The organism is Truepera radiovictrix DSM 17093, from assembly GCF_000092425.1.
Lineage (GTDB): Bacteria > Deinococcota > Deinococci > Deinococcales > Trueperaceae > Truepera > Truepera radiovictrix.
Map to the genome: position 1 here is coordinate 736,720 of NC_014221.1, position 18,817 is coordinate 755,536.

The 18,817-nt window shown below is 70.6% G+C and carries 18 protein-coding genes; 11 read left to right on the plus strand and 7 right to left on the minus strand.

The window, feature by feature from the left end; genetic code table 11:
• Positions 1-436 precede the first annotated feature (436 nt).
• The 5 genes from TRAD_RS03360 (at position 437) to TRAD_RS03380 (ending at position 4,926) form a co-directional block, all read left to right on the plus strand.
• Complete coding sequence (locus tag TRAD_RS03360; protein WP_013177178.1) at positions 437-676, plus strand: hypothetical protein; 240 nt, start codon at positions 437-439, stop codon at positions 674-676.
• Entirely contained in the window at positions 673-1,731 is a 1,059-nt protein-coding gene (locus TRAD_RS03365; protein ID WP_221401645.1) for a FecCD family ABC transporter permease, read from the plus strand. Before TRAD_RS03360 ends, TRAD_RS03365 begins: the two co-directional genes overlap by 4 nt.
• A gap of 140 nt (positions 1,732-1,871) precedes the next feature.
• Positions 1,872-3,398 (plus strand): peptide ligase PGM1-related protein, encoded by a 1,527-nt coding sequence (locus tag TRAD_RS03370; RefSeq protein ID WP_013177180.1) that lies wholly within the window; start codon positions 1,872-1,874, stop codon positions 3,396-3,398.
• A 49-nt stretch (positions 3,399-3,447) separates the two neighbouring features.
• Positions 3,448-4,080, plus strand: coding sequence for a histidine phosphatase family protein (locus tag TRAD_RS03375; protein WP_013177181.1), 633 nt, complete (start codon positions 3,448-3,450; stop codon positions 4,078-4,080).
• Between the two features lie 249 nt (positions 4,081-4,329).
• Complete coding sequence (locus TRAD_RS03380; protein ID WP_013177182.1) at positions 4,330-4,926, plus strand: histidine phosphatase family protein; 597 nt, start codon at positions 4,330-4,332, stop codon at positions 4,924-4,926.
• A 28-nt stretch (positions 4,927-4,954) separates the two neighbouring features.
• Here the strand turns inward: TRAD_RS03380 and TRAD_RS03385 are convergent, their stop codons facing one another.
• Positions 4,955-6,013, minus strand: coding sequence for an SIS domain-containing protein (locus TRAD_RS03385; RefSeq protein WP_013177183.1), 1,059 nt, complete (start codon positions 6,011-6,013; stop codon positions 4,955-4,957).
• Between the two features lie 160 nt (positions 6,014-6,173).
• Here TRAD_RS03385 and TRAD_RS03390 point away from each other — a divergent pair, with 160 nt between their 5' ends.
• Complete coding sequence (locus tag TRAD_RS03390; protein ID WP_041947522.1) at positions 6,174-7,430, plus strand: NAD(P)/FAD-dependent oxidoreductase; 1,257 nt, start codon at positions 6,174-6,176, stop codon at positions 7,428-7,430.
• A gap of 3 nt (positions 7,431-7,433) precedes the next feature.
• Here the strand turns inward: TRAD_RS03390 and TRAD_RS03395 are convergent, their stop codons facing one another.
• The 3 genes from TRAD_RS03395 to TRAD_RS03405 form a co-directional block, all read right to left on the minus strand.
• Positions 7,434-7,742 carry a GNAT family N-acetyltransferase gene (locus TRAD_RS03395; RefSeq protein ID WP_013177185.1) on the minus strand — a complete coding sequence of 103 codons (309 nt, stop codon included), beginning with the start codon at positions 7,740-7,742 and terminating at the stop codon, positions 7,434-7,436.
• A 35-nt stretch (positions 7,743-7,777) separates the two neighbouring features.
• Positions 7,778-8,725 carry a phosphoglycerate dehydrogenase gene (locus tag TRAD_RS03400; protein ID WP_013177186.1) on the minus strand — a complete coding sequence of 316 codons (948 nt, stop codon included), beginning with the start codon at positions 8,723-8,725 and terminating at the stop codon, positions 7,778-7,780.
• Between the two features lie 92 nt (positions 8,726-8,817).
• The gene (locus TRAD_RS03405; protein ID WP_013177187.1) at positions 8,818-9,480 is read right to left on the minus strand and encodes a Crp/Fnr family transcriptional regulator; all 663 of its coding nucleotides are present in this window, start codon (positions 9,478-9,480) and stop codon (positions 8,818-8,820) included.
• 186 nt (positions 9,481-9,666) lie between these two features.
• Here TRAD_RS03405 and TRAD_RS03410 point away from each other — a divergent pair, with 186 nt between their 5' ends.
• On the plus strand, positions 9,667-10,773 hold the full coding sequence (locus tag TRAD_RS03410; RefSeq protein ID WP_013177188.1) for a M24 family metallopeptidase: 1,107 nt from the start codon (positions 9,667-9,669) through the stop codon (positions 10,771-10,773).
• Between the two features lie 186 nt (positions 10,774-10,959).
• On the opposite strand, the gene TRAD_RS03415 is transcribed toward TRAD_RS03410, so the two are convergent.
• On the minus strand, positions 10,960-12,660 hold the full coding sequence (locus TRAD_RS03415) for a PKD domain-containing protein (protein WP_013177189.1): 1,701 nt from the start codon (positions 12,658-12,660) through the stop codon (positions 10,960-10,962).
• 210 nt (positions 12,661-12,870) lie between these two features.
• On the opposite strand from TRAD_RS03415, the gene upp reads away from it, so the two are divergent.
• From upp to wecB, 3 genes are all read left to right on the plus strand, one after another.
• The gene (gene upp / locus TRAD_RS03420; protein ID WP_013177190.1) at positions 12,871-13,509 is read left to right on the plus strand and encodes a uracil phosphoribosyltransferase; all 639 of its coding nucleotides are present in this window, start codon (positions 12,871-12,873) and stop codon (positions 13,507-13,509) included.
• Between the two features lie 157 nt (positions 13,510-13,666).
• The gene (locus TRAD_RS03425; protein WP_013177191.1) at positions 13,667-14,776 is read left to right on the plus strand and encodes an MraY family glycosyltransferase; all 1,110 of its coding nucleotides are present in this window, start codon (positions 13,667-13,669) and stop codon (positions 14,774-14,776) included.
• Between the two features lie 14 nt (positions 14,777-14,790).
• A complete protein-coding gene (gene wecB / locus TRAD_RS03430) occupies positions 14,791-15,906 on the plus strand; it encodes a non-hydrolyzing UDP-N-acetylglucosamine 2-epimerase (RefSeq protein WP_013177192.1) in 1,116 nt (371 codons plus the stop codon).
• A 37-nt stretch (positions 15,907-15,943) separates the two neighbouring features.
• Here wecB and TRAD_RS15035 read toward each other — a convergent pair whose 3' ends face one another.
• Entirely contained in the window at positions 15,944-16,546 is a 603-nt protein-coding gene (locus TRAD_RS15035) for a glycerol-3-phosphate acyltransferase (RefSeq protein WP_013177193.1), read from the minus strand.
• Between the two features lie 9 nt (positions 16,547-16,555).
• A complete protein-coding gene (recO, locus tag TRAD_RS03440; RefSeq protein ID WP_013177194.1) occupies positions 16,556-17,329 on the minus strand; it encodes a DNA repair protein RecO in 774 nt (257 codons plus the stop codon).
• 121 nt (positions 17,330-17,450) lie between these two features.
• On the opposite strand from recO, the gene TRAD_RS03445 reads away from it, so the two are divergent.
• The gene (locus TRAD_RS03445; protein ID WP_013177195.1) at positions 17,451-18,782 is read left to right on the plus strand and encodes a sensor histidine kinase; all 1,332 of its coding nucleotides are present in this window, start codon (positions 17,451-17,453) and stop codon (positions 18,780-18,782) included.
• Positions 18,783-18,817: the final 35 nt, after the last annotated feature.

Consider the following 18,817-nt stretch of genomic DNA (forward strand, 5'->3'; position numbering starts at 1 on the left):
CGCTGTGACCGCTCGGTTAGCGCCGCTCGCCGAGCGCAAAGCGCGCCGAAGGCACCGAAGAAACCGCTTAGCGGCCGTGCAGTCGGGTAGGCGACCTTGCGTGCCCGTGTGCCGCGACGTTGACAACCCCCTCACGCCGCCGTAAGCTCACCCTTAGCGCACGCGTTGGGGAAGTCCGGTGAGAGTCCGGCGCTGTCCCGCAACGGTAACGAGGTAGGCAGGCGTCAGCTGGTTTAGGAACGCTGTCAGATGGTGAGGGGGCGCGTTTCGCTAGCTGCGCTCTCGGCGTCTTCGCCAACGCCACAACCTCGAAGCCCGATCGCCGACCGTGACGCTTGACGCACCCCTTGCGAGGACGAGGACGGGCGATAGACGGCACCGGCGCCGGTGCTACGGATGATCGCGCCTCCCTCGCAAGCTGCCCGAGGAGGCGCTTGTGAGTGGTTCTGGTTTCTACAAACGTTGGGCAAGTCTGTTCGCGCTGCTAGCCGCGCTCGCGTCGGCGGCGTGGGCTTACCCCCTTAGCGTCACCGACGACCTAGGCGTCACCGTGACCCTCGAGCGGGAACCGGAGCGGGTGGTGGCGATGATGCCCAGCCACACCGAGACGCTCTGCGCCCTTGACGCCTGCGACACGCTCGTCGGCGTCGACGACGCTACCAAGTCGGCGCCGTGAACCGCTCGATGCTCCGCCGTCCGGCGCGGCGCGCGGCGGCCCCCTGGAGCTGGCGCTTTCACATCACGCCGCTGCTGTTGGCGGCGCTGCTGCTGCTAGCTGGGATGACGCTGGCGGTAGGGGTGGGGTCGGTCGCCCTCGGCCCCGCCGAGGTGCTGCGGGCGGTGTGGCACGGGTTGACGGGGGAGCTCTCGAGCACCGCCGACACCATCGTCTGGCAGGTGCGCCTCCCGCGGGTGCTCCTAGCGGCGCTGGTCGGCGCCGCGCTCGCGCTCGCGGGGGTGGCCTATCAGGGGGTCTTTCGCAACCCGCTCGCCGACCCCTATTTGCTCGGGGCGGCGAGCGGGGCGGGGTTTGGGGCGGCGGTCGCGCTCGTCTTCGGGGCGAGCGTACCCCTCTTGGCGCGCAGCTTGCCGCTCGTCGCCTTTGTCTTCGCCCTCATCTCGGTCGCCCTGACGGTGCTGCTCGCCCAGCAGCGGGGCCGGTTGCCGCTCGTATCGTTGATCCTCGCGGGGGTGGTGCTGGGCTCGAGCTTCTCTGCAGCGACCTCTTACCTGATGCTCTGGGAGCGCGACAACGCCGCGCGCGTGCTGAGCTGGCTTTTAGGGAGCTTTGCGCTCTCGAGCTGGGCACAGGTCGCGACGCTCACGCCGCTCGCGCTGCTCGCTGGGGGGGTGATGTGGGCTTCGGCCCAGGCGCTCAACGTCATGCAGCTCGGTGAGGAGAGCGCGCTGCAGCTCGGGTTGCCGCTCGAAGCCTTTAAAGCGACGCTGATCACGGTGGCGACGCTCGCGACCGCCGCGGCGGTCAGCGTCGCCGGTATTATCGGCTTCGTCGGCCTCATCGTGCCGCACGCCGTGCGCCTCGCCGTCGGCCCCGACCACCGCACCCTGATCCCACTCTCAGGGCTTGTGGGGGCGCTTTTCATGGTGCTCGCCGACCTCGCCGCGCGCACCGTCATCGCCCCCGCTGAACTGCCCATCGGCGTGGTCACGGCGCTCGTCGGGGGGCCGTTTTTCCTCTACCTCTTACGGCGGCAGCGGCGTTTGGGTTGAGCCCCGCGGCCACGAAGTCCCCCGGCGCGCCGAGGGGGTCGTAGTGGTGCGAGCGCAGCTCCTATAATGTGCAGAGAGGTCACCGACGATCCCCAAGCGCGCTGGCGGCCTCGAGCGCCGAGCTGAAGGGGCAGGGGTGTATGGACGAGTCCGATCTGCGGGAAGAGCGGCGGCGTTTCGCCGCCCTTCAGGCGCGCCTGCCTGCGCTCTACGAGCGGGTCTTCGAGAACCCGCGGGAGCCCCGCACGGTCGTGGTGGTCCCCAGCCTCAGCATGGACGCTAAGGTGCTCGCCAAGATTACCGGGGTGCAGCACTACGAGGAGCGCCTGCTCTGTCTGCTGATGCTGCTCAGGCTGCCGCGCACCCGCGTCGTGCTGGTCACGAGCCAGCCGGTGCACCCGTCGATCATCGACTACTACCTGCACCTCTTGCCGGGGGTGCCGGCGTCGCACGCCCGCGCGCGGCTCACGCTGCTTAGCGCCCACGACGCCTCGAGCGTGCCGCTCACCCAAAAGATCCTGGCGCGCCCCAGGCTCTTAGAGCGGCTCAAAGCGGCGATCCCCGACCCCGCGACGACGCACCTGACCTGCTTTAACGCCACGGGGCTCGAGCGGACGCTTGCGGTCAAGCTCGGCGTGCCGCTCTACGCCTGTGACCCCGAGCTCAACGCGTTGGGGAGCAAAAGTGGCAGCCGCAAGGTCTTTCGGGAGGCGGGGGTGGCGCTGCCCGACGGTTTTGAAGACCTGCGTGACGAAGGGGACGTCGTCAGCGCGCTCTACGCGCTTAAACGGCGCCACCCCACGCTGGAGCGCGCTGCAATCAAGCTCAACGAGGGCGCCTCGGGCGAAGGAAACGCCGTCTTCGCGTTTGGTGACTGCCCACCCAAGGGAAGCCGCGCGTGGATCCGGCGCGAACTCCCCAGAAAGCTCCGCTTTGAGGCGCCGGGGGAGCGCTACGAGCACTTTTTTGCCCAGTTTGCCGCCATGGGCGGGGTGGTCGAGAGCTGGATCGAGGGGGCGCAGAAGCGTTCCCCTTCGGTGCAGTGCCGGATCAACCCGGTCGGCCAGGTCCACCTCGTGTCGACGCACGATCAGGTCTTGGGGGGACCTTCGGGGCAGATCTACCTCGGCGCGAGCTTTCCCGCGGACGCGGCCTACCGCTGCGACATCCAGGCGGCGGGGCTGCGCATCGGCGAGGTGCTCCGGAGCCGCGGCGCGCTCGGCCGCTTCGGCGTCGACTTCGTGTCGGTTCAAGCGGGCGAAAGGTGGCGGCACCTCGCTATCGAGATCAATCTGCGCAAGGGGGGCACCACCCACCCCTTTATGATGCTGCAGTTTCTCACAGATGGCGTCTACGACGCTGCGACGGGGCTCTACCTGACCCCCACGGGGGAGCCGCGTTACTACTACACCTCAGACAACCTGCAGAGCCCGAGCTACCGCGGGTTCTCACCGGACGACCTGATCGACATCTCGGTGTACCACGGCCTTCACTTTCACGGCGCCGAGCAGCAGGGGGTGGTGTTTCACCTGATCGGCGCCCTGTCGGAGTTCGGCAAGCTCGGCGTGGTGTGCCTCGCCGACAGCCCACAGGGGGCGCAGCGGCGTTACGCCGAGACGGTGGCGGTCCTCGACCGGGAGACGCGCGCTCGGGCGCCGACCTCGTAGCGGCGGTGCGCCTCACAACCTCGCGCAAGGAGCCTGTTACAGTGGGTTGATGCTAGAGTTGTGGCTGATTCGGCACGGTGAAACCGACTGGAACCGTGAGGGGCGCATTCAGGGTCAGCAGCACAACCCACTAAGCGCCCTCGGGGAGCTCCAGGCGCGCCGTTTGGGGGGGCGCCTCATGGGGGAGCGCTTCGACATCGTCTACTGCTCCGACTTAAGGCGCGCCGTGCAGACGGCGGAGCTCGCCCTGCCCGGCGTCCCCTTGACGCTCGACGAGCGCCTGCGCGAGATCTCGCGCGGCACCCTCGAGGGGCACCTGGGTGCCGAGCTCGTCGGGGAGGCGAAGGACGTCTACGCGCAGATGCAGCGCGACCTGATCAACGTGCGCCCGCCGCAGGGGGAGAACTACCGCGACCTCAGCGTGCGGGCGGTGGCGTGGCTTGAGAGCCTGCCCGCGCGCGGCAAGGTCGCCGCCGTGACGCACGGCGGGGTGATCTACGCGCTGCTGCACCACATCGTCGGGGCCCACGAAGGCGCGACCTGGCGCTTTACCGCGTCGAACGCGGGGATCACCAGGCTGCATATCCACAACGGGCGCACGACGCTCGTCAGCGTCAACGACACCGCACACCTCGAGCCCCAAGCTGACCTGCGCGTCGCGAGGCAGCCGCTCGTCACGTGACGCACGCCTCGCGGCGCGGCCCGCCGGTGAGCGGTTGAAGCCGTCGGCAGGGTGCGCTAGGGTTAAGTCGCGCTTAAGGTGGGCGTGGTGTGATGCCGTGTCGTGGCCCGGGGTGGACCGATCTCTGCGACCGGGCGGCGACCGAGCCAAGACGCAATGAGGAGGCGGCGGGTGTGGTGAGTGGACGACAGGGGCAGCGTGGGGCGGCGTTTAGGCGCGTCGGGGTGGCGCCAAACCCCGAGGGTCTAGATGGCTAGCCTCGAGCTCTGGCTCGTGTGCCACGGCGAAACCCCCTGGAGCCGGGAGGGGCGCGCGCAGGGTCAGAGCGACCCACCGCTCTCCGAACTCGGGGTGCGCCAGGCCGAGCTGCTCGGCCGGCGCCTCGCGAGCACCCCGTTCGACGAGGTCTACGCCTCAGACCTAGCGCGGGCGCGCTACACCGCGCGGCTCGCGCTGCCGGCGGCGGAGATCAAACTCGACGCGCGGCTGCGCGAGATGCACTTCGGCGCGTGGGAGGGCAAGGTCTGGTCGTCGCTCGAGGAGGACGACCGGCGCGCGCTCGAGAGGTGGCGCCAAGACCCCTACCGCTGCCGCGCACCGGGGGGTGAATCGTACGAAGACGTGCTCAAGCGGGTTTCGGCGTGGCTCACCGAGCTCCCCCCGTCGGGGCGGGTGATCGCCTTTACCCACGGCGGTGCCGTGCGCTGCGCCCTCTACCGCTTTACCGGGTTGCCGCAGGGGGCGTCGTGGCGCTTTCAGATCGACACGGGCAGCGTGACGAGGCTGGTGATCGGCCCGGGCGGCACGGTCGTCAGCGCCGTCAACGACACCGCGCACCTGCGCTAGGAGCCGCGCCGCACCCCATCGCCGACCGTCACATCGTCTTGGTGACCTTGTTGAGGTGCCTGGGCGCGTCGGGGTCGAGCCCTTTGGCGCGGGTGAGGTAGAGCGCCAAGAGCTGCCCCGCGAGCACCAGCAGAAAGCTCTGGGTGACGGGGTGCAGCCCGCTCGGCAACCTTACGGCGGCGCTCGCGCGGTCGCAGAGCCCCGGGTCGCTACTTAGCGCGCTTAAGTCGGCGCCGACCTCCAAGAGCTTGCGCTCGGCCTCTAAGTTGGACTCGAGCGTCCCGTCGTCTAGCGCGAGCATCAGCACGGGGTCGGTGGGGTTCACGGCGGCGATGGGGCCGTGCTGAAACTCCGCCGACGAGTAGGCCTGCGCTTGCACGTAGGCCGTCTCTTTGAGCTTGAGGGCGGTCTCGAGCGCCGGGCCATACGAGAGCCCGCGCCCGAGCACGTAGGCGCTGCGGGCGTGCGTGAGGCGCAGCGCGAGGTGCTCGAGCCCTGCGGGCGCCCCCAACAGCCTCTGCATCTGCTCCGGCACCGCTTTTAGCGCGTTTAGAAGCGCCGCGTCCTCCCCCCAGTGCGCGACCAAGAGCGCCAGCAGCAGCATCTGGGAGGTGACGGTTTTGCTGGCCGCTACCGCCCGTTCGGTGCCCGCTCCCTGCAAGAGGGTGTGGTGCGCCGCACGCTCGAGCGCGCTGCTCGCACGGTTGGTGACGGCGACGGTGGTGGCGCCCGCTGCTTTCAGGGCGCGCAGCCCCTCAACGACGTCGCTGCTCTCACCCGACTGGCTGACGCCGATCCCCAAGACCTCCTGGAGGCGCAGGTTGCTCCGGTAGACGCTGAGCAGGCTCGGCGGCAAGCTGGCGACGGGCAGCCCCAGCGTCTGCCCCGCGAGGTAGGTGAAAAACGTCACCGCGTTGTCCGACGAACCGCGCGCGAGCGTGGCGATGAGCGCCGGGGGGCGCTCGCGCAGCGCCTGCGCGACCCTCTGCACCGCCGCCTGGGCAGGGCCGCCCTCGAGCAAGTTGGCCAACACCTCGGGTTGCTCATAGATTTCGCGTTCAAAGTGGCTCGTTGGGCGCTCGGTCATGGGTCACCTGCTCTTCGTGGCTCGCCGTGAGGTCTTAGCGCCCTTACACTAGCACTCGCGTCGCGGCGTCGGTTGAGATGCGTTACGGGGCGTCTGCTGGCGCAAGCTGCGGGAGCCGGGTTTTAGCGCGGGGCCGCGTTAGACTAGAGCGATGACACAGATGCAACCAACGGTCGTCATCGGGGGCGGCCTGGCGGGGCTCACGGCGGCGCGGGCGCTGCGCCGCGCGGGGGTGGGCGTGCGGGTGCTCGAGGCTGCCGGCGAGGTCGGCGGGCGGGTGCGTTCGCGCGTGCTGGACGGCTTTACCCTCGACCGCGGCTTTCAGGTGCTCTTTACCGCCTACCCGGCCGTGGGGCGCGAGCTCGACCTCGCGCGCCTCGACCTCGTGACGCTGCCGCCCGGGGCGGTGATCATGAGCCCGGGGGGGCGTGAGCGCGTCGGCGACCCCGTGCGCGACCCCAAAAGCCTCCCCACGACCCTGCGCGCGCGCACCTTCTCGCTCAAAGATAAGCTGCTCGTCGGCAAGCTCGCCGCCGAGTTAAGCGGCGTCCCCGCCGCGCACCTGCTGCTCGGCGACGACGAACCGACGGGGGACTTTCTGCGCCGCTTCGGCTTCTCCGAGCGGGCCATCGGGCGCTTTTTCGCCCCCTTTTTCGGGGGCATCTTTTTAAAGCGCGACCTCTCGACCTCGGCGCGGCTCTTTCGCTACTACTTCCGGATGCTGCTGAGTGGCCGGACGACCCTGCCGCGCGGCGGGATGGGCCGGGTGACGCAGGGGCTTGCCGAAGGTTTGGACGTGACCCTGGGCGCCCGCGTCGAGGCGCTCTCGGCGCGCGAGGACGGCGTCACGGTGAGGCTCGCGGACGGGACGCTAGAGGCGTCTCGGGTGATCGTCGCCACCGACCCCCCCGAGGTGGCGCGTCTAACGGGCGTCTCGGCGCCGAGTGCGCTCACGGGGGTCGGCAGCACCTACCTCTACTTCGCCGCCACGCGCCCTTTGGACGACGAACGGCGGCTGTTGCTCAACGCCGAGCCCGGCGTGATCAACAACGCGATCTGGGTGAGCAACGTCAACCCCCTCCTGGCCCCCGAGGGGCAGCACCTGCTCGTGGTGACCGTTTTGGGGGTGCCCGAGGACGACGCGGCGCTCGAGACCGCCGTGCGCGCCGAGCTGGGCGCGTGGTACGGCATGGCGGCGGCGGCGCTGCGGCTCTTGGCGGTCGAGCGCATCCCGTTTGCGCAGTTCGCTCAACCGCCCGGTTTCGCCGCGCACCTGCTGCCGCACCGCACCCCGCTCCCGAACGTCGTGATCGCCTCCGAGGCGACCAGCATGAGTTCGATCCAGGGGGCGATGGAGAGCGGCGAACAGGCCGCAGCGTGCCTGTTGGGCCGCGGCGGGCGGGCGCGGGGGGCTTAGAGGCTACCCCCGAGGTGACGCGTCGTTAGGGGCGCGCAGCGCCCCAAACTCCGGGTGCCGGTCGAGGTAGCGCGCCACGAACGGGCAGTAGGGCGCGACCGCGTACCCCTGGTCGCGGGCGTACTCGAGCGCCGCGCGGGTGAGCCTGCTGGCGACGCCGCGGCCCTCGAAGGGTCGGGGCACCCCCGTGTGGGTGATCGCCATCGTGCGGTTGTGCAGGGTGTACTCGAGCACCGCCAGAGCGCCCTCTAAGGGGATCTCGAAGCGGTTGGCGGCCTCGTTGTGGGTGACGGCTAGCGTCGAGGTGTCCATAAGGGGAGTGTACGGCCCCGCGCGGGCGGCAGACGTTAGCGGGCCACCAGGTTCCTCAGGGGCTCTCCGGCGAGAAAGCGCGCGACGTTGTCCCGGATGAGCGCCTCCGCCCCCTGCGGCCGACCCCCCGCGGCGTGCGGCGAGATGATGACGTTCTCCAGCGCCCACAAGGGCGAGCTCTCGGGGAGCGGTTCGGTCTCGAAGACGTCGAGGGCGGCGCCCCCCAGGCGCCTCTGCTGGAGCGCCGCGACGAGCGCCCCCTCGTCGAGGGTGTCGCCGCGCCCGACGTTGACGACCCAGGCGTGGCGCGGCAGGTGCGCGAGCAGCGCCGCCGAGAGGGCGTGGCGCGTCTCGGGGCTCGAGGGCAGGATCATCACCAAGGCGTCGGTCTCGGGGAGAAGCTCGGGGAGCGCGTCGGCGGCGAAGACGGGGAAGCCGGCGCGCTCCCCGGCACTGCGCGCGACGCCCCGCACCTCGGCGCCCAGCATGGTGAGGAGCGGCGCTAAGCGCTGGCCGATGCTGCCAAAACCCCAGATGAGGACCCTGGCGTCCTGAAGGGTTCGGAACGCCCCCTTGGGCCGGTCCGGTTGCAACCCGCCCAGGTGCCCCGGCCAACGCCGCTGGCGCTGCGCGTCGCGCATCTCGTGAAAGCGGCGCGCGGCGACCAACAGGAGCCCGAGGGTGTGCTCGGCGACCGTGTGGTCGTGCAGCCCGCTCCCCGAGGTGACGCGCACGTGCGCTGGGAACCCCGCTTTAAGGACGTCGTTGGGGCCCGCCGCGAGCGACTGGACCCACTGCAGCCGCGTCATCCGCGCCGCCGCGCCCCGCAGCATCTCGGCGCTGTTGCCCCAGGTGACGAGCACCTCGGCGTCTTCGTGCGCCGCCGGCAAGGGGGCGGCGACGTCGTAGGGAAGAGCGCTCACGCCCGGGAGGGTAAAGGCGTCCGGGCGCAGCTCGAGCGACGTGGGGTAGAGGAGTTTCATGGGGTGACTATAGCAATGAGCCAGTCATAAGCAATGAGCAACGAGCCACGAGGGTTTGACTCGTGGCTCATAACTCATGGCTCGTTGCTGTGCTACAGCACCTGCATCACGTACTCGTCGGTGGCGGCCTCGAGGCCTTTGGGGTTAGCGAGGTAGACGCCGCGGGTGCCCGAGAGCGCGCCCTCTTGGCGCAGCTCGCCCAAGATGCGGGTGATGGTCACGCGCGAGGAGCCCGTGAGTGAGGCGAGGTCCTCGTGGGTGAGCGCGAGGGGGAGCTTGACGCCCTCGCCGCTGTCCGAGGCCTGGCCGAAGCGCTCGGTCAGGCGCAGGAACGCGCGGGTGACGCGGGCGCCGACGGGCAGCTCGGCGTCGTCGAGCGCTTCGCGGGCGTGGCGCAGCTGCCGCGCGAGGCTGCGCAGGATGTACTCGCGGAGCCGCTTGTCGTTCATCGCCTGCTGCGGGTCTAGGGGGGTGAGCTGCGCGTCGTGGACGGCCTGGACCGTTTCGGCGTGGAGGCCGCCATCGAGCGCGGCGGTGCCGAGGACGTCGCCGGGGCCGTAGAGGTCGGCGATGCGCTCTTTGCCCATCGACGTCGGCACGATGGCTTTAAGCACGCCGCTACCGACGATGTAGAGCGAGCTCGCCTCGCGGCCCTCCTCGTAGAGGGTGTCGCCGGGCTCCAAAACGCGGGTCGGGAGGGCGAGCGTGCTGGGGATGGCAAAACCGGGGTGAGCTGTCAGGGCAGCGTCGGTCATAGAACACCTCATTCTTGTGTCTGTGAGCAGAGGGTGGGGAAAAACGGGTGGCGCCGGAGACGGGGCCGTGGGCGCGCTAAAGGGGGTGACCTACATCGTCATCAGTACGGCCATTTTACCTTATTTTTTAAGGTGGGTCAAGGCGTCCCAAAGGCGTCCAGGACGGCGCGGCGGTATGCTGCGCGTATGAGCACCCCCACAGGCCCAGAGACGCTGTTTCAAGCGCGCCGCGCCAAGCTCGCGGCGCTAGGCACCGTCGCGCTCGTACCGGGCGCCAACCTGCGCTACTTCACGGGGCTCGCCCTCCACCCCTCGGAGCGCCCGACGGTGGCGTTCGTTCGGGGGGCGGCGCTGCTGATCGTCGCCCCCGAGCTCGAGCGCCCTCAGCTCGAGGCGCACCCCGACTTGGGGGCGTCGGTGCTGACCTGGCGCGACGACGAGGGGCCCGAGGGGGCGTTTCGGCGCGCCTTGGGCGAGCTCGCTTTGGCGGGCGAGCTCGGCGTCGACGCGTCGGCGATGCGCGTGAGCGAGCTTCTGCTGCTCCAGCGCCTTCAGCCGGGGTTGGGGGTACGCGACTGCACGCGCGACCTGCTGCGATTGCGCGCGCGCAAAGACGAAGCGGAGCTTTTGGCGATGCGGCGCGCGGCGGCGCTCAGCGAAGCCGCGCTAGAGGCGCTTTTGGCGCAGCTCGAGCCGGGGCTGAGCGAGCGCGAGATCGCCGCGCGGCTTACAAACGCGCTCAGCGCGGCGCTCAGCGAGGGGCACGCGTTCGCGCCGCTCGTGCAGACGGGCCCCAACAGCGCCCTGCCCCACGGCGCGGTGAGTGACCGCCGGCTCCGCGCGGGGGAGCCCCTGCTCATCGACTTCGGCGGCACGTGCGGCGGCTACCCCGCCGACATCACCCGGACCTTCTGCCTCGGGGAGCCGCCGGCGGCGCTGAGGCGCCTCTACGAGGTCGTGAGCGCGGCCAACCGGGCGGCGGTGCGCGCGGTCGGCCCGGGTGTGCCGATGCAGGAGGTCGACCGCGCCGCGCGGCGCGTGATCGCCGAGGCGGGCTTTGGCGAGCGCTTTATCCACCGCACCGGCCACGGGCTCGGGCTCGAGGTGCACGAAAGCATTCCGCAGCTCGCCGAAGGGGTCTTGGATCCTTTAGAGCCGGGGATGGTGATGACGGTCGAACCCGGCGTCTACCTGCCCGGTTTCGGCGGGGTGCGCCTCGAAGACGAGGTGCTCGTCACCGAGACGGGGGCGGAGCTGCTGACGCACTCGCCGCACCGGTTGCAGCTCCCGTGACCGCGCTCCGAGAGGGCGCAACCGCGCTGCTTCGGGGCCCGTGCAAGCGGTGCGGCACCCACACGGCCAACGACACGAAACCTCAAAACACCATGACACCGTGAGGTGGGGCGCAAAGCCCCACCTCCACGGGTACAGACACGCCACGGGTACAGACAGCGGTCAGCCGAAATGCGCTCGCGCTCTTTAGTCCTCGCGTCCGAGACGCTGCAAGAGCTCCGCGCGGGCGGCCTCCAAAACGGCGTGCTCGGTGATCGCCGGGGTGTTGTCGATCTTGACCATGGCGAAGCTTAGCCCCTCGCCGCTGCCGTCCTCGAAGAACCAGATGCCACCGCCCATGAGCGTCGGGGCGCCCCCGACCTCGTTGCCGACGGTGTCGTCGTCGTCAAAAGCGACCATCGCTACCTCGCCGCTCTCGTATACGAAGACGATGTCGTAGAGGTCGCCCGAACCGTAGTTGACGATATCGATGAAACCGAGGCCGGTCGGCCCGCCGCAGGCGTCGATGCCCGCCGGGCAGTACGTCCAGGCGCCGCTGCCGCCGTCGACGAAGCTCTCGGCGAGCGCGGGGTCGGCCGGCGGGGGGGTGCGCCGCGACACGCTCACGAAGCCCTCATAGACTCTGCCGGTGTCCTCGCCGCGCGCCGCCCAGGCCCACTCGCCGTAGAAGGGGATGTCGCTGGGGGGTGGGGTGGCGTTGTCGGAGGGGCGCACCGTCACCGCGACCTCCTCGCGGGCCACCCCGTCGTCGTTACGCACCGTCACCGACGCGGTGTAGCTGCCGGGGGTGCGGTAGGTGTGACGGGCGGGGTTGTCGCTCGAGATGGTGCCGTCGCCGAAGTCCCACAAAAAGCTCACGCCCTCGGCGTCGGTAGTGGCCGTAAAAGTAACGGCCAAGGGCGCTTCGCCCTGGAGCGGGGTGGCGTCGACCGTCACTTCGGGGGGGGTGCTGCCCACCGCGCCTTCCGTGACCCGCACCGAAAAGCTCGCGCGCGCCTCGGCGAGCCCGTCGGAGACGACTACCGAAGCGGTGTACTCGCCCGGTTCGGTGTAGGTCACCGTCTGGCTGGCGTTGCCCTCGGCCGTGGTGCCGTCGCCGAAGTTCCAGCGGTAGGTCAAGGGGTCGCCGTCGGGGTCGGAGGCGGTGGCGTTAAAGGAGACCGTGAGCGGCGCTGGCCCCTGCGCGGTGCTCCCCGAGAGCGTCACCGTGGGGGGGCGGTTCGCCTCGCCCGGTGGCACGGGGGGTTCGACGGGGTCTGGCACGTTGATCTCGTCGGGGTTCGCTACGGCGATCTGAAGTCCTTGCTGCGCGACCCCACCCCGGCCGTCGGTCACGGTCACCGTGACGTCAAAGCGCCCTGTGCGCTCGAAGCGGTGGGTTTGGGTGTTTTCGGAGGTGGCAGCGAGCGTCGTGCCGTCGCCGAAGTTCCAGCTGTACTGGAGCGGGTCGCCGTCGGGGTCGATGGCGGTAGCGACGAAGGTCACTTCCAAAGGGGCCTGCCCGGCGATGCTCGAGGCGGTCAGCTCGACGACGGGGGGGGCGTTGTCGGGGTCGTCGGGCGCTTCGGCGACGGTGACCTGAACCGTGTCGCTGGCGCTCACCCCGCGGCGGGTGGCGGTCACCCGGACGTCGTAGGTACCGGCCTCGGTGAAGGTGTACGAGCGGCTGGCGCTGCCCTGCACGGTGCTGCCCGTACCGAAATCCCAAACGTAACCGACGGCGCCGTCGGCGTTGGGGACGGCCGCGCTAAAGTTGACCGTCAAGGGGGCCTGACCTTGGGTCGCGTCGGCGGTCAGCGCGACGCCAAACGGCTCCTCGGGGGGGGCGTCTCGTCCACAGGCTGCGAGCAGCACGAGCAAAAGCATGAACGTGAGGGATCTTTTCACAACAACGCTCCTTCGGGGGTGCGCCCCATGTCGTTCAGTCTGACCCAGCCCTCTGAGAGGTCGCTGTGAGGCCGCTAACAGCTTCTCGTGGGAGAGCGGCCGACCCAAAGCGCGTACGCCGACCCGTCAGCGGCGCCAAGGCCCGTGGTGCGGGCGCCCGGGGCGGTCGTGCCGCGTGAGGGCAGCCGGGGGCGCGTGGTAGCTTAGGGCATGCCCGACACGGCCCCGGTCACGGTCATCGACCACCCGCTTGTGCAGCACAAGCTCGCCATCTTGCGCGACAAAAACACCGACGTCCGCAGCTTTCGCGACCTCTGCCGCGAGATCAGCATGCTCATGGCCTTCGAGGCGATGCGGCACCTTCCCCTCGAAGAGGTCACCGTCGAGACCCCCGTCGCCCCCGCCAGGGTGCGCCGTTTGAGCGGCAAAAAACTCGCGTTGATCGCGATTTTGCGCGCGGGGCTGGTGATGGTCGACGGCATCTTGACGCTCGTACCGGCCGCGCGCGTCGGCCACATCGGCCTCTACCGCGACCCGCAGACCTTGGCACCGGTGCAGTACTACAACAAACTCCCCTCGGACGTCGCCGAGCGCGACGTGTTTCTGCTCGACCCGATGCTCGCGACCGGCGGCAGCGCGGTCGCCGCGGTGAGCATCCTTAAAGGGCTCGGCGCCAAGGCGATCCGGCTCCTCTGCATCTTGGGTGCCCCCGAAGGGATCGCGGCGGTGCACGAAGCCCACCCCGACGTCGAGATCATCCTGGCGGCGCAAGACGAGCGCCTCAACGAGCACGGCTACATCGTACCCGGCCTCGGCGACGCGGGCGACCGCATCTACGGGACGCGCTAGCTCGGTGCCGGTAGTGCGGAGCCCAGGAGTTCGGGCGCGGTCGCGAAGCGACCGCGCAAGACCGAAGGGGCGCCCGTAGCGCCACTTGCACCGCCTGAAGGCTATAGGGTACATCCCTACTTTACACACCGCGCGGGGAGCAGCGTAAACTAGAGGGGTGCGCGCCACGCTCCTGCTCTACCTGCCCGCCGTGCTGCTCACCTTTTTGCTCGCGCTGCTTTGCGTCGCGGCGCTGTCGCCGCTCGTGGCGCGCGCTGCTAGGCGCGTCGGGGCGGTGCAGCAAGGCGGCGGTCGGCGCGTCCACGAGGGGGCGGTCCCCAACATCGGCGGGCTGGCGATCTTCACCGGCTTTATGCTCGCCCTGATTGTCGGCGGGGCGCTCCAACCGGAGCTCATCGGCGCCCTTCGCCTCGAACTCTTGGCCATCATTTTGGGCGCCGCGCTGATGACGCTCTTGGGGCTTTTCGACGACCTCTGGGAGCTCTCGCCCGTACTGCGCCTCGCGGGGCAGTTTGTGGCGGCGGGGATCCTGGTCGCCAACGGCGTGACGATCGACTTTATCACCAACTACTTCGACCCCACCGCCTCCCCGTATCACTACCTCGGCGTACCGCTGTCGGTCGGTGTGACGCTGCTCTGGGTCGTGGGTTTTACCAACGCTTTCAACTTTATCGACGGGCTCGACGGGCTCTCGTCGGGGATCGCCGCGATTTCAAGCCTCGCCCTTTTGGCCGTCGCCGTGCAGCTCCCCGACCGCGGGGCGGCGGTGCTGCTCTTGGCGGCGCTCGCGGGCGCGGCGCTCGGCTTTTTGCGCCACAACTACAACCCCGCCAAGCTCATCATGGGCGACTCGGGGGCCTACTTGCTCGGTTTCGTGCTGGCCGCGGCGAGCGTCCTGGGGGCGCTGAAAGTCACCGCAGCGGTCACCGTCGCCGCGCCCGTGTTGATCCTCGGGCTGCCTGTACTCAACCTCACCCAGGTGACGCTGCGCCGCCTGTCGCGCGGGGTCAACCCGGCAACGGCGCGTAACGACCACCTGCACGACCTCATCCGGTTGCGGAGCGGGTCGAAGCGGCTGACGGTGTTGATCCTCTGGGGGGCGGCGCTCGTCTTGGCGACGGGGGGGTTGACCCTGTCCCAGACGCCGCCGCAGCTCATCTACCTGACGATCGCGGTGACCGTGCTGCTGATTGCCAGCGCCTGCTGGTTGCGGCTGCGCGAGCTCGGGCGCGCCGAGCCTGCGCGCGAGCCGTCGGCCCAGCCGTGAGGGGGTCGGCCAGGGTGTGCGTCGCTTTCGGGACGCGCCCCGAAGCGATCAAGATGGCGCCCGTGGTGCACGCGCTGCGCGCGGCGGCGGGGCTCGAGCCCGTGGTGCTCGTGTCGGGGCAGCACCGCGAGCAGCTCGACGCGGCGCTCCGGCTGTTTGGCATCACCCCCGAGCGCGACCTCGGGGTCATGCAACCGCAGCAGACCCTCCCCGAGCTGTTGGGGCGCACGGTGCCGGCGGCGGCGGCGGCGCTGCGCGCGCTCCGCCCCGACTTCGTCCTCGTCCACGGCGACACCCTGACGACCTTTGCGGTCGCGCTCGCCGCCTTTTACGAAGGGCTCCCGGTCGGGCACGTCGAGGCGGGGCTGCGCTCGTTTAACCTCCGCGAGCCCTTCCCCGAGGAGGCCAACCGCCGCCTGACCGACACCCTGAGCGCGCTCGAGCTCCCCCCCACGCCGCGCGCGCGCGACAACCTCTTGCGCGAGGGGAAGACGGACGCGACGATAGTGGTCACCGGCAACACCGAGGTCGACGCGGTGCTCTCGGTGCTCCCCCGAGCGGCGCTGCCCGCACACCTGCCGCCGGGCCCCAAGGTCGCCGTGACGATGCACCGCCGCGAGAACCTGCCGGTGATGCGCCCGCTTGCCGAGGTGCTCGCGCGCGTCGCCCGCGAGCACCCCCAGCTGACCTTCGTCTACCCCGTACACCTCAACCCGGCGGTGCGCGAGGCGGTGTGGCCGCCTTTGGCCGCGGTGCCCAACGTGCGGCTCGAGCCGCCCTACGACTACCCCGCGATGCTCGCCCTGATGAACGCCGCCGAACTGATCATCACCGATTCCGGCGGGGTGCAAGAGGGCGGCGTGACCCTGGGCGTCCCCGTGGTGGTGCTGCGCAACGTGACCGAGCGGCCCGAAGGGGTAGAGGTCGGCGCCATCACACTCGCCGGCAACGACCCCGAACGGGTGCTCGTAACGCTCCGGACGCTCCTGGGTGACGAGGCGGCGCGCTCGGCGATGCGCGGCCGCCCCAACCCCTACGGCGACGGTCGCGCGGGCGAGCGCGTCGCGCGGGCGGTGGCGTGGCGTCTGGGCCTGGGGCCGCGCCCCGAGGACTGGCGTCCGCCCGCCTAAATCCTGGCTGAGCCACGTGTGGGCTTCCGGGCTAGCCTTAGGGGCGCGGTGTACGTGCGGCGAGGAGGTGTTTGAGCGCGACGGCGAGGGCGATGAGAGCAGCGCTCAGCGCGAACGTGAGCGCGACCGGCGTAGGGGCGCCGCGCAGCGAGAGGTAGACGAGCGCGGGGTAGAGGGCCGCCGTGACGAAGACCGCGCGGTCCACGCCGCCGGGCCGCGCGCGCCAGAGAAGGGTGAGCAGCATGAGCACCCCAAAGCTGCAAAGCCCCCCCAGCGGGTAGAGCGGCAGGGCGGTCCCCAGCGTGGTGGCGAGCCCTTTGCCGCCGCGAAACCCCACCCAGACCGACCAGAGGTGCCCGACGACCGCCCCGACGCTCGCGGCAGCGGCGGGTACGGGGAGGGCGCCTGGGGGCGACCACGCGGCGCCGAGGGCGCTCGCGAGCGCCCCCTTGGCGAGGTCGAGCGCCAACACGACGGCGCCGAGACCCCACCCGAGGTGCCGCGCGGCGTTCATCGCCCCCATGTTGGTCGACCCCACCGCGAAGATGTCGGCCCCCCTAAGCCGCGCGAGCAGCGCCGCACTCGGCAGGCCGCCGAGGAGGTAGCCGGCGGCGAGCGCGAGGAGCGTAGCGCCGATCATCGCGCCGGTTTACGGTGCCGCCGCCTGCGGCGGCGGCGTGGGCTCTGGCCCCTGGGTGGCCAGGCCGCTGAGGCTTTTCAGCTCACCGACGTGAAAGGTGAGGTAGCGCAGCAGGAGCGTCCAGTGCGCGCGGCGCGGCTCGAGCGGGCGCGCTAACACCTCGCGGACGCTCTGGCGGTGTAGCGCGATAAGGTCATCCACCACGGGCGCCGCTACGCGAAAGCCGCTCGCGCACGCCGCGCAGCTGAGCCCACCGGCGGCGACGTCGAAGCGCCCCTCCCCGGAGCCCTCCAAGGGGCCGCCGCAGCGGGCGCAGCGCGCGAGCCGCGGGGCGAGCCCCCCCTGTGCCAGGAGCCGCCACCCCATCACGAGCGCGACCGCCTCCGGGTCGGGGTGGCGGGAGAGGCCGCGCAGCGCGCCCGCGAAGAGGTGATAGAGCTGCCCCTCGAGCTGCACCTCGACCGCGAGCTTGTCGGTGAGTTCGGCGAGCACGTGCGCGTAGGGGTAGATCGCGGGGTCGCTGAGGCGGGGCAGGGCGCCGTTAAGCTGCACCTGGGTAATGAGGGCAAGCTCGTCCGAGCCTCCATTGCGGCCGTACTGCTGCACCGTGACGTCGTGAAAGAGGCTCAGCTTACCCAGGTTGCCGCCGACGAGCTTGCCCTTGCGCGCGACCGCGCGCCACTTGCCCGTCTCGCTCAGCAAGGTGACCACCACGTCCCCGCTCGGCAGCTCCGAGCGGCGCAGCACGATCCCCTCGCGTACGGTGTAGCGCCCCTTGCCCACCCCTTTAGTCTACGTCCGGGCACCCCCTGGGGGTGTTTCGTGGGCTGTTGGCGCCTCACACCTCACGCCACGTCACGACCGGCTCATCTCACCCGCCGCCGAAGCCGGTAGATTAGGCGCTATGACACTGCGCGCGCGCCTCAGCCTCTTGGTCACGCTGGCGCTGCTGCTGGGCCTCTTTTTGTCGGGTACGCTCGCCTACGTGCTCTTCGTGCAGCAGCAGCAGGCGCAGCTCAGCGAGCTGCTCTTGCGCGACCTCGAGCGGGTGCAGCTCCTCGTGGGGCAGGGCTTCTCCGCCGTCGGCGCCCGCCTCGTCGAGGACCGCGGCGCGTTTACCCTGCAGTTCGTCGGCCCCGAGAACCAGGTCGTGCTGGGCGGGGGGGAGGCGCTCCCCGCGGCCGACTGGCCGGTAACGGTCGTGCGCGACGAGCGCATCTACCTCGCCGCTTCGACCCCCTGGATTCTGGGGGCGCAGGAAGCGGGTACCATCCGCCTCGCGCTCGACATCACCGACGCGGTGGCCTCGCGGCGCAACCTCCTGCGCAGCTTGTTGGTGAGCGGCGCGGTGATCGCCCTGGTCGCGACGGTGCTCAACCTCGCCCTGCTTAACCGCGCGCTCGCGCCGCTCGCGCGCCTCGCGGCGGCGGCGCGGCGCGTCGACCCCGCTTCACCCGCCCCCATCCCCTACCGCGGCCCTCACGACGAGGTCGCCAACGTGGCCCAAGCGCTTAACCGCGCGCTCCGCGGCATCCGCAAGCGGCAGCAGGCCGAGCGGGCGTCCTTGGCCGAAATCGCCCACGAGCTCGCGGCGCCGCTCACGCTCGTCGCGGGGCACCTCGAGTCGCTCGTCGCCGCGCACCCCCAAGACCCGCAGCTCGAGGCGGCGCGCGGCGCGGCCAAAGAGCTGCTCTACACCTCCAAAGACCTCCTGACGCTTTCGCGCGGCGAGCTCGAGCGGCCGCTCGACCTGCAGGTGCTCGACCTCAGCGCCGTGGTGCGGCGCATCGCGCGCGAGTACCCGGGGGTCGCGCTCGGCGCGCTCCCCGCCGCCGAGGTCGCGGGCAGCCCCGAAAGGCTCGCGCAGCTCACCCGCAACCTCGTGCGCAACGCCGTGCAGGCGGCCGGCGCCGAAGGGGTGACGCTGGAGCTCACCGCGGGCGCCGACGAGGTCGTGTTGACGGTCGCCGACCGCGGCCCCGGCGTCCCCCCCGAGGAGCTGCCGCACCTCTTCGAGCGCTTCTACACCCGCCGCAAACAGGGTGGGGTGGGGGTAGGGCTCAGCGTCGCCCAGCAGATCGTGCAGCAGCACGGCGGCCGCATCGCGGTGGCCTCGGAGGTGGGGGTGGGGACGACCTTTACGGTGTCGCTGCCGAGCTTGGGGGCGCAGCTCGAAGGGGGCGATGACCCCACCGAGGATGCGGTCGCGCCAGGCGAACTGGTGACCGACGGCTAGAACCGTCGCTCACCCCGCAGACGCCCCGCGCGGCG

Excerpts from the sequence above, each read along its gene's own strand:
- TRAD_RS03370 (WP_013177180.1), top strand. The coding sequence starts at position 1,872 with ATGGACGAGTCCGATCTGCGGGAAGAGCGGCGGCGTTTCGCCGCCCTT.
- TRAD_RS03375 (WP_013177181.1), top strand. The coding sequence starts at position 3,448 with ATGCTAGAGTTGTGGCTGATTCGGCACGGTGAAACCGACTGGAACCGT.
- TRAD_RS03380 (WP_013177182.1), top strand. The coding sequence starts at position 4,330 with ATGGCTAGCCTCGAGCTCTGGCTCGTGTGCCACGGCGAAACCCCCTGG.
- TRAD_RS03385 (WP_013177183.1), bottom strand. The coding sequence starts at position 6,013 with ATGACCGAGCGCCCAACGAGCCACTTTGAACGCGAAATCTATGAGCAA.
- TRAD_RS03390 (WP_041947522.1), top strand. The coding sequence starts at position 6,174 with ATGCAACCAACGGTCGTCATCGGGGGCGGCCTGGCGGGGCTCACGGCG.
- TRAD_RS03395 (WP_013177185.1), bottom strand. The coding sequence starts at position 7,742 with ATGGACACCTCGACGCTAGCCGTCACCCACAACGAGGCCGCCAACCGC.
- TRAD_RS03400 (WP_013177186.1), bottom strand. The coding sequence starts at position 8,725 with ATGAAACTCCTCTACCCCACGTCGCTCGAGCTGCGCCCGGACGCCTTT.
- TRAD_RS03405 (WP_013177187.1), bottom strand. The coding sequence starts at position 9,480 with ATGACCGACGCTGCCCTGACAGCTCACCCCGGTTTTGCCATCCCCAGC.
- TRAD_RS03410 (WP_013177188.1), top strand. The coding sequence starts at position 9,667 with ATGAGCACCCCCACAGGCCCAGAGACGCTGTTTCAAGCGCGCCGCGCC.
- upp (WP_013177190.1), top strand. The coding sequence starts at position 12,871 with ATGCCCGACACGGCCCCGGTCACGGTCATCGACCACCCGCTTGTGCAG.
- TRAD_RS15035 (WP_013177193.1), bottom strand. The coding sequence starts at position 16,546 with ATGATCGGCGCTACGCTCCTCGCGCTCGCCGCCGGCTACCTCCTCGGC.
- TRAD_RS03445 (WP_013177195.1), top strand. The coding sequence starts at position 17,451 with ATGACACTGCGCGCGCGCCTCAGCCTCTTGGTCACGCTGGCGCTGCTG.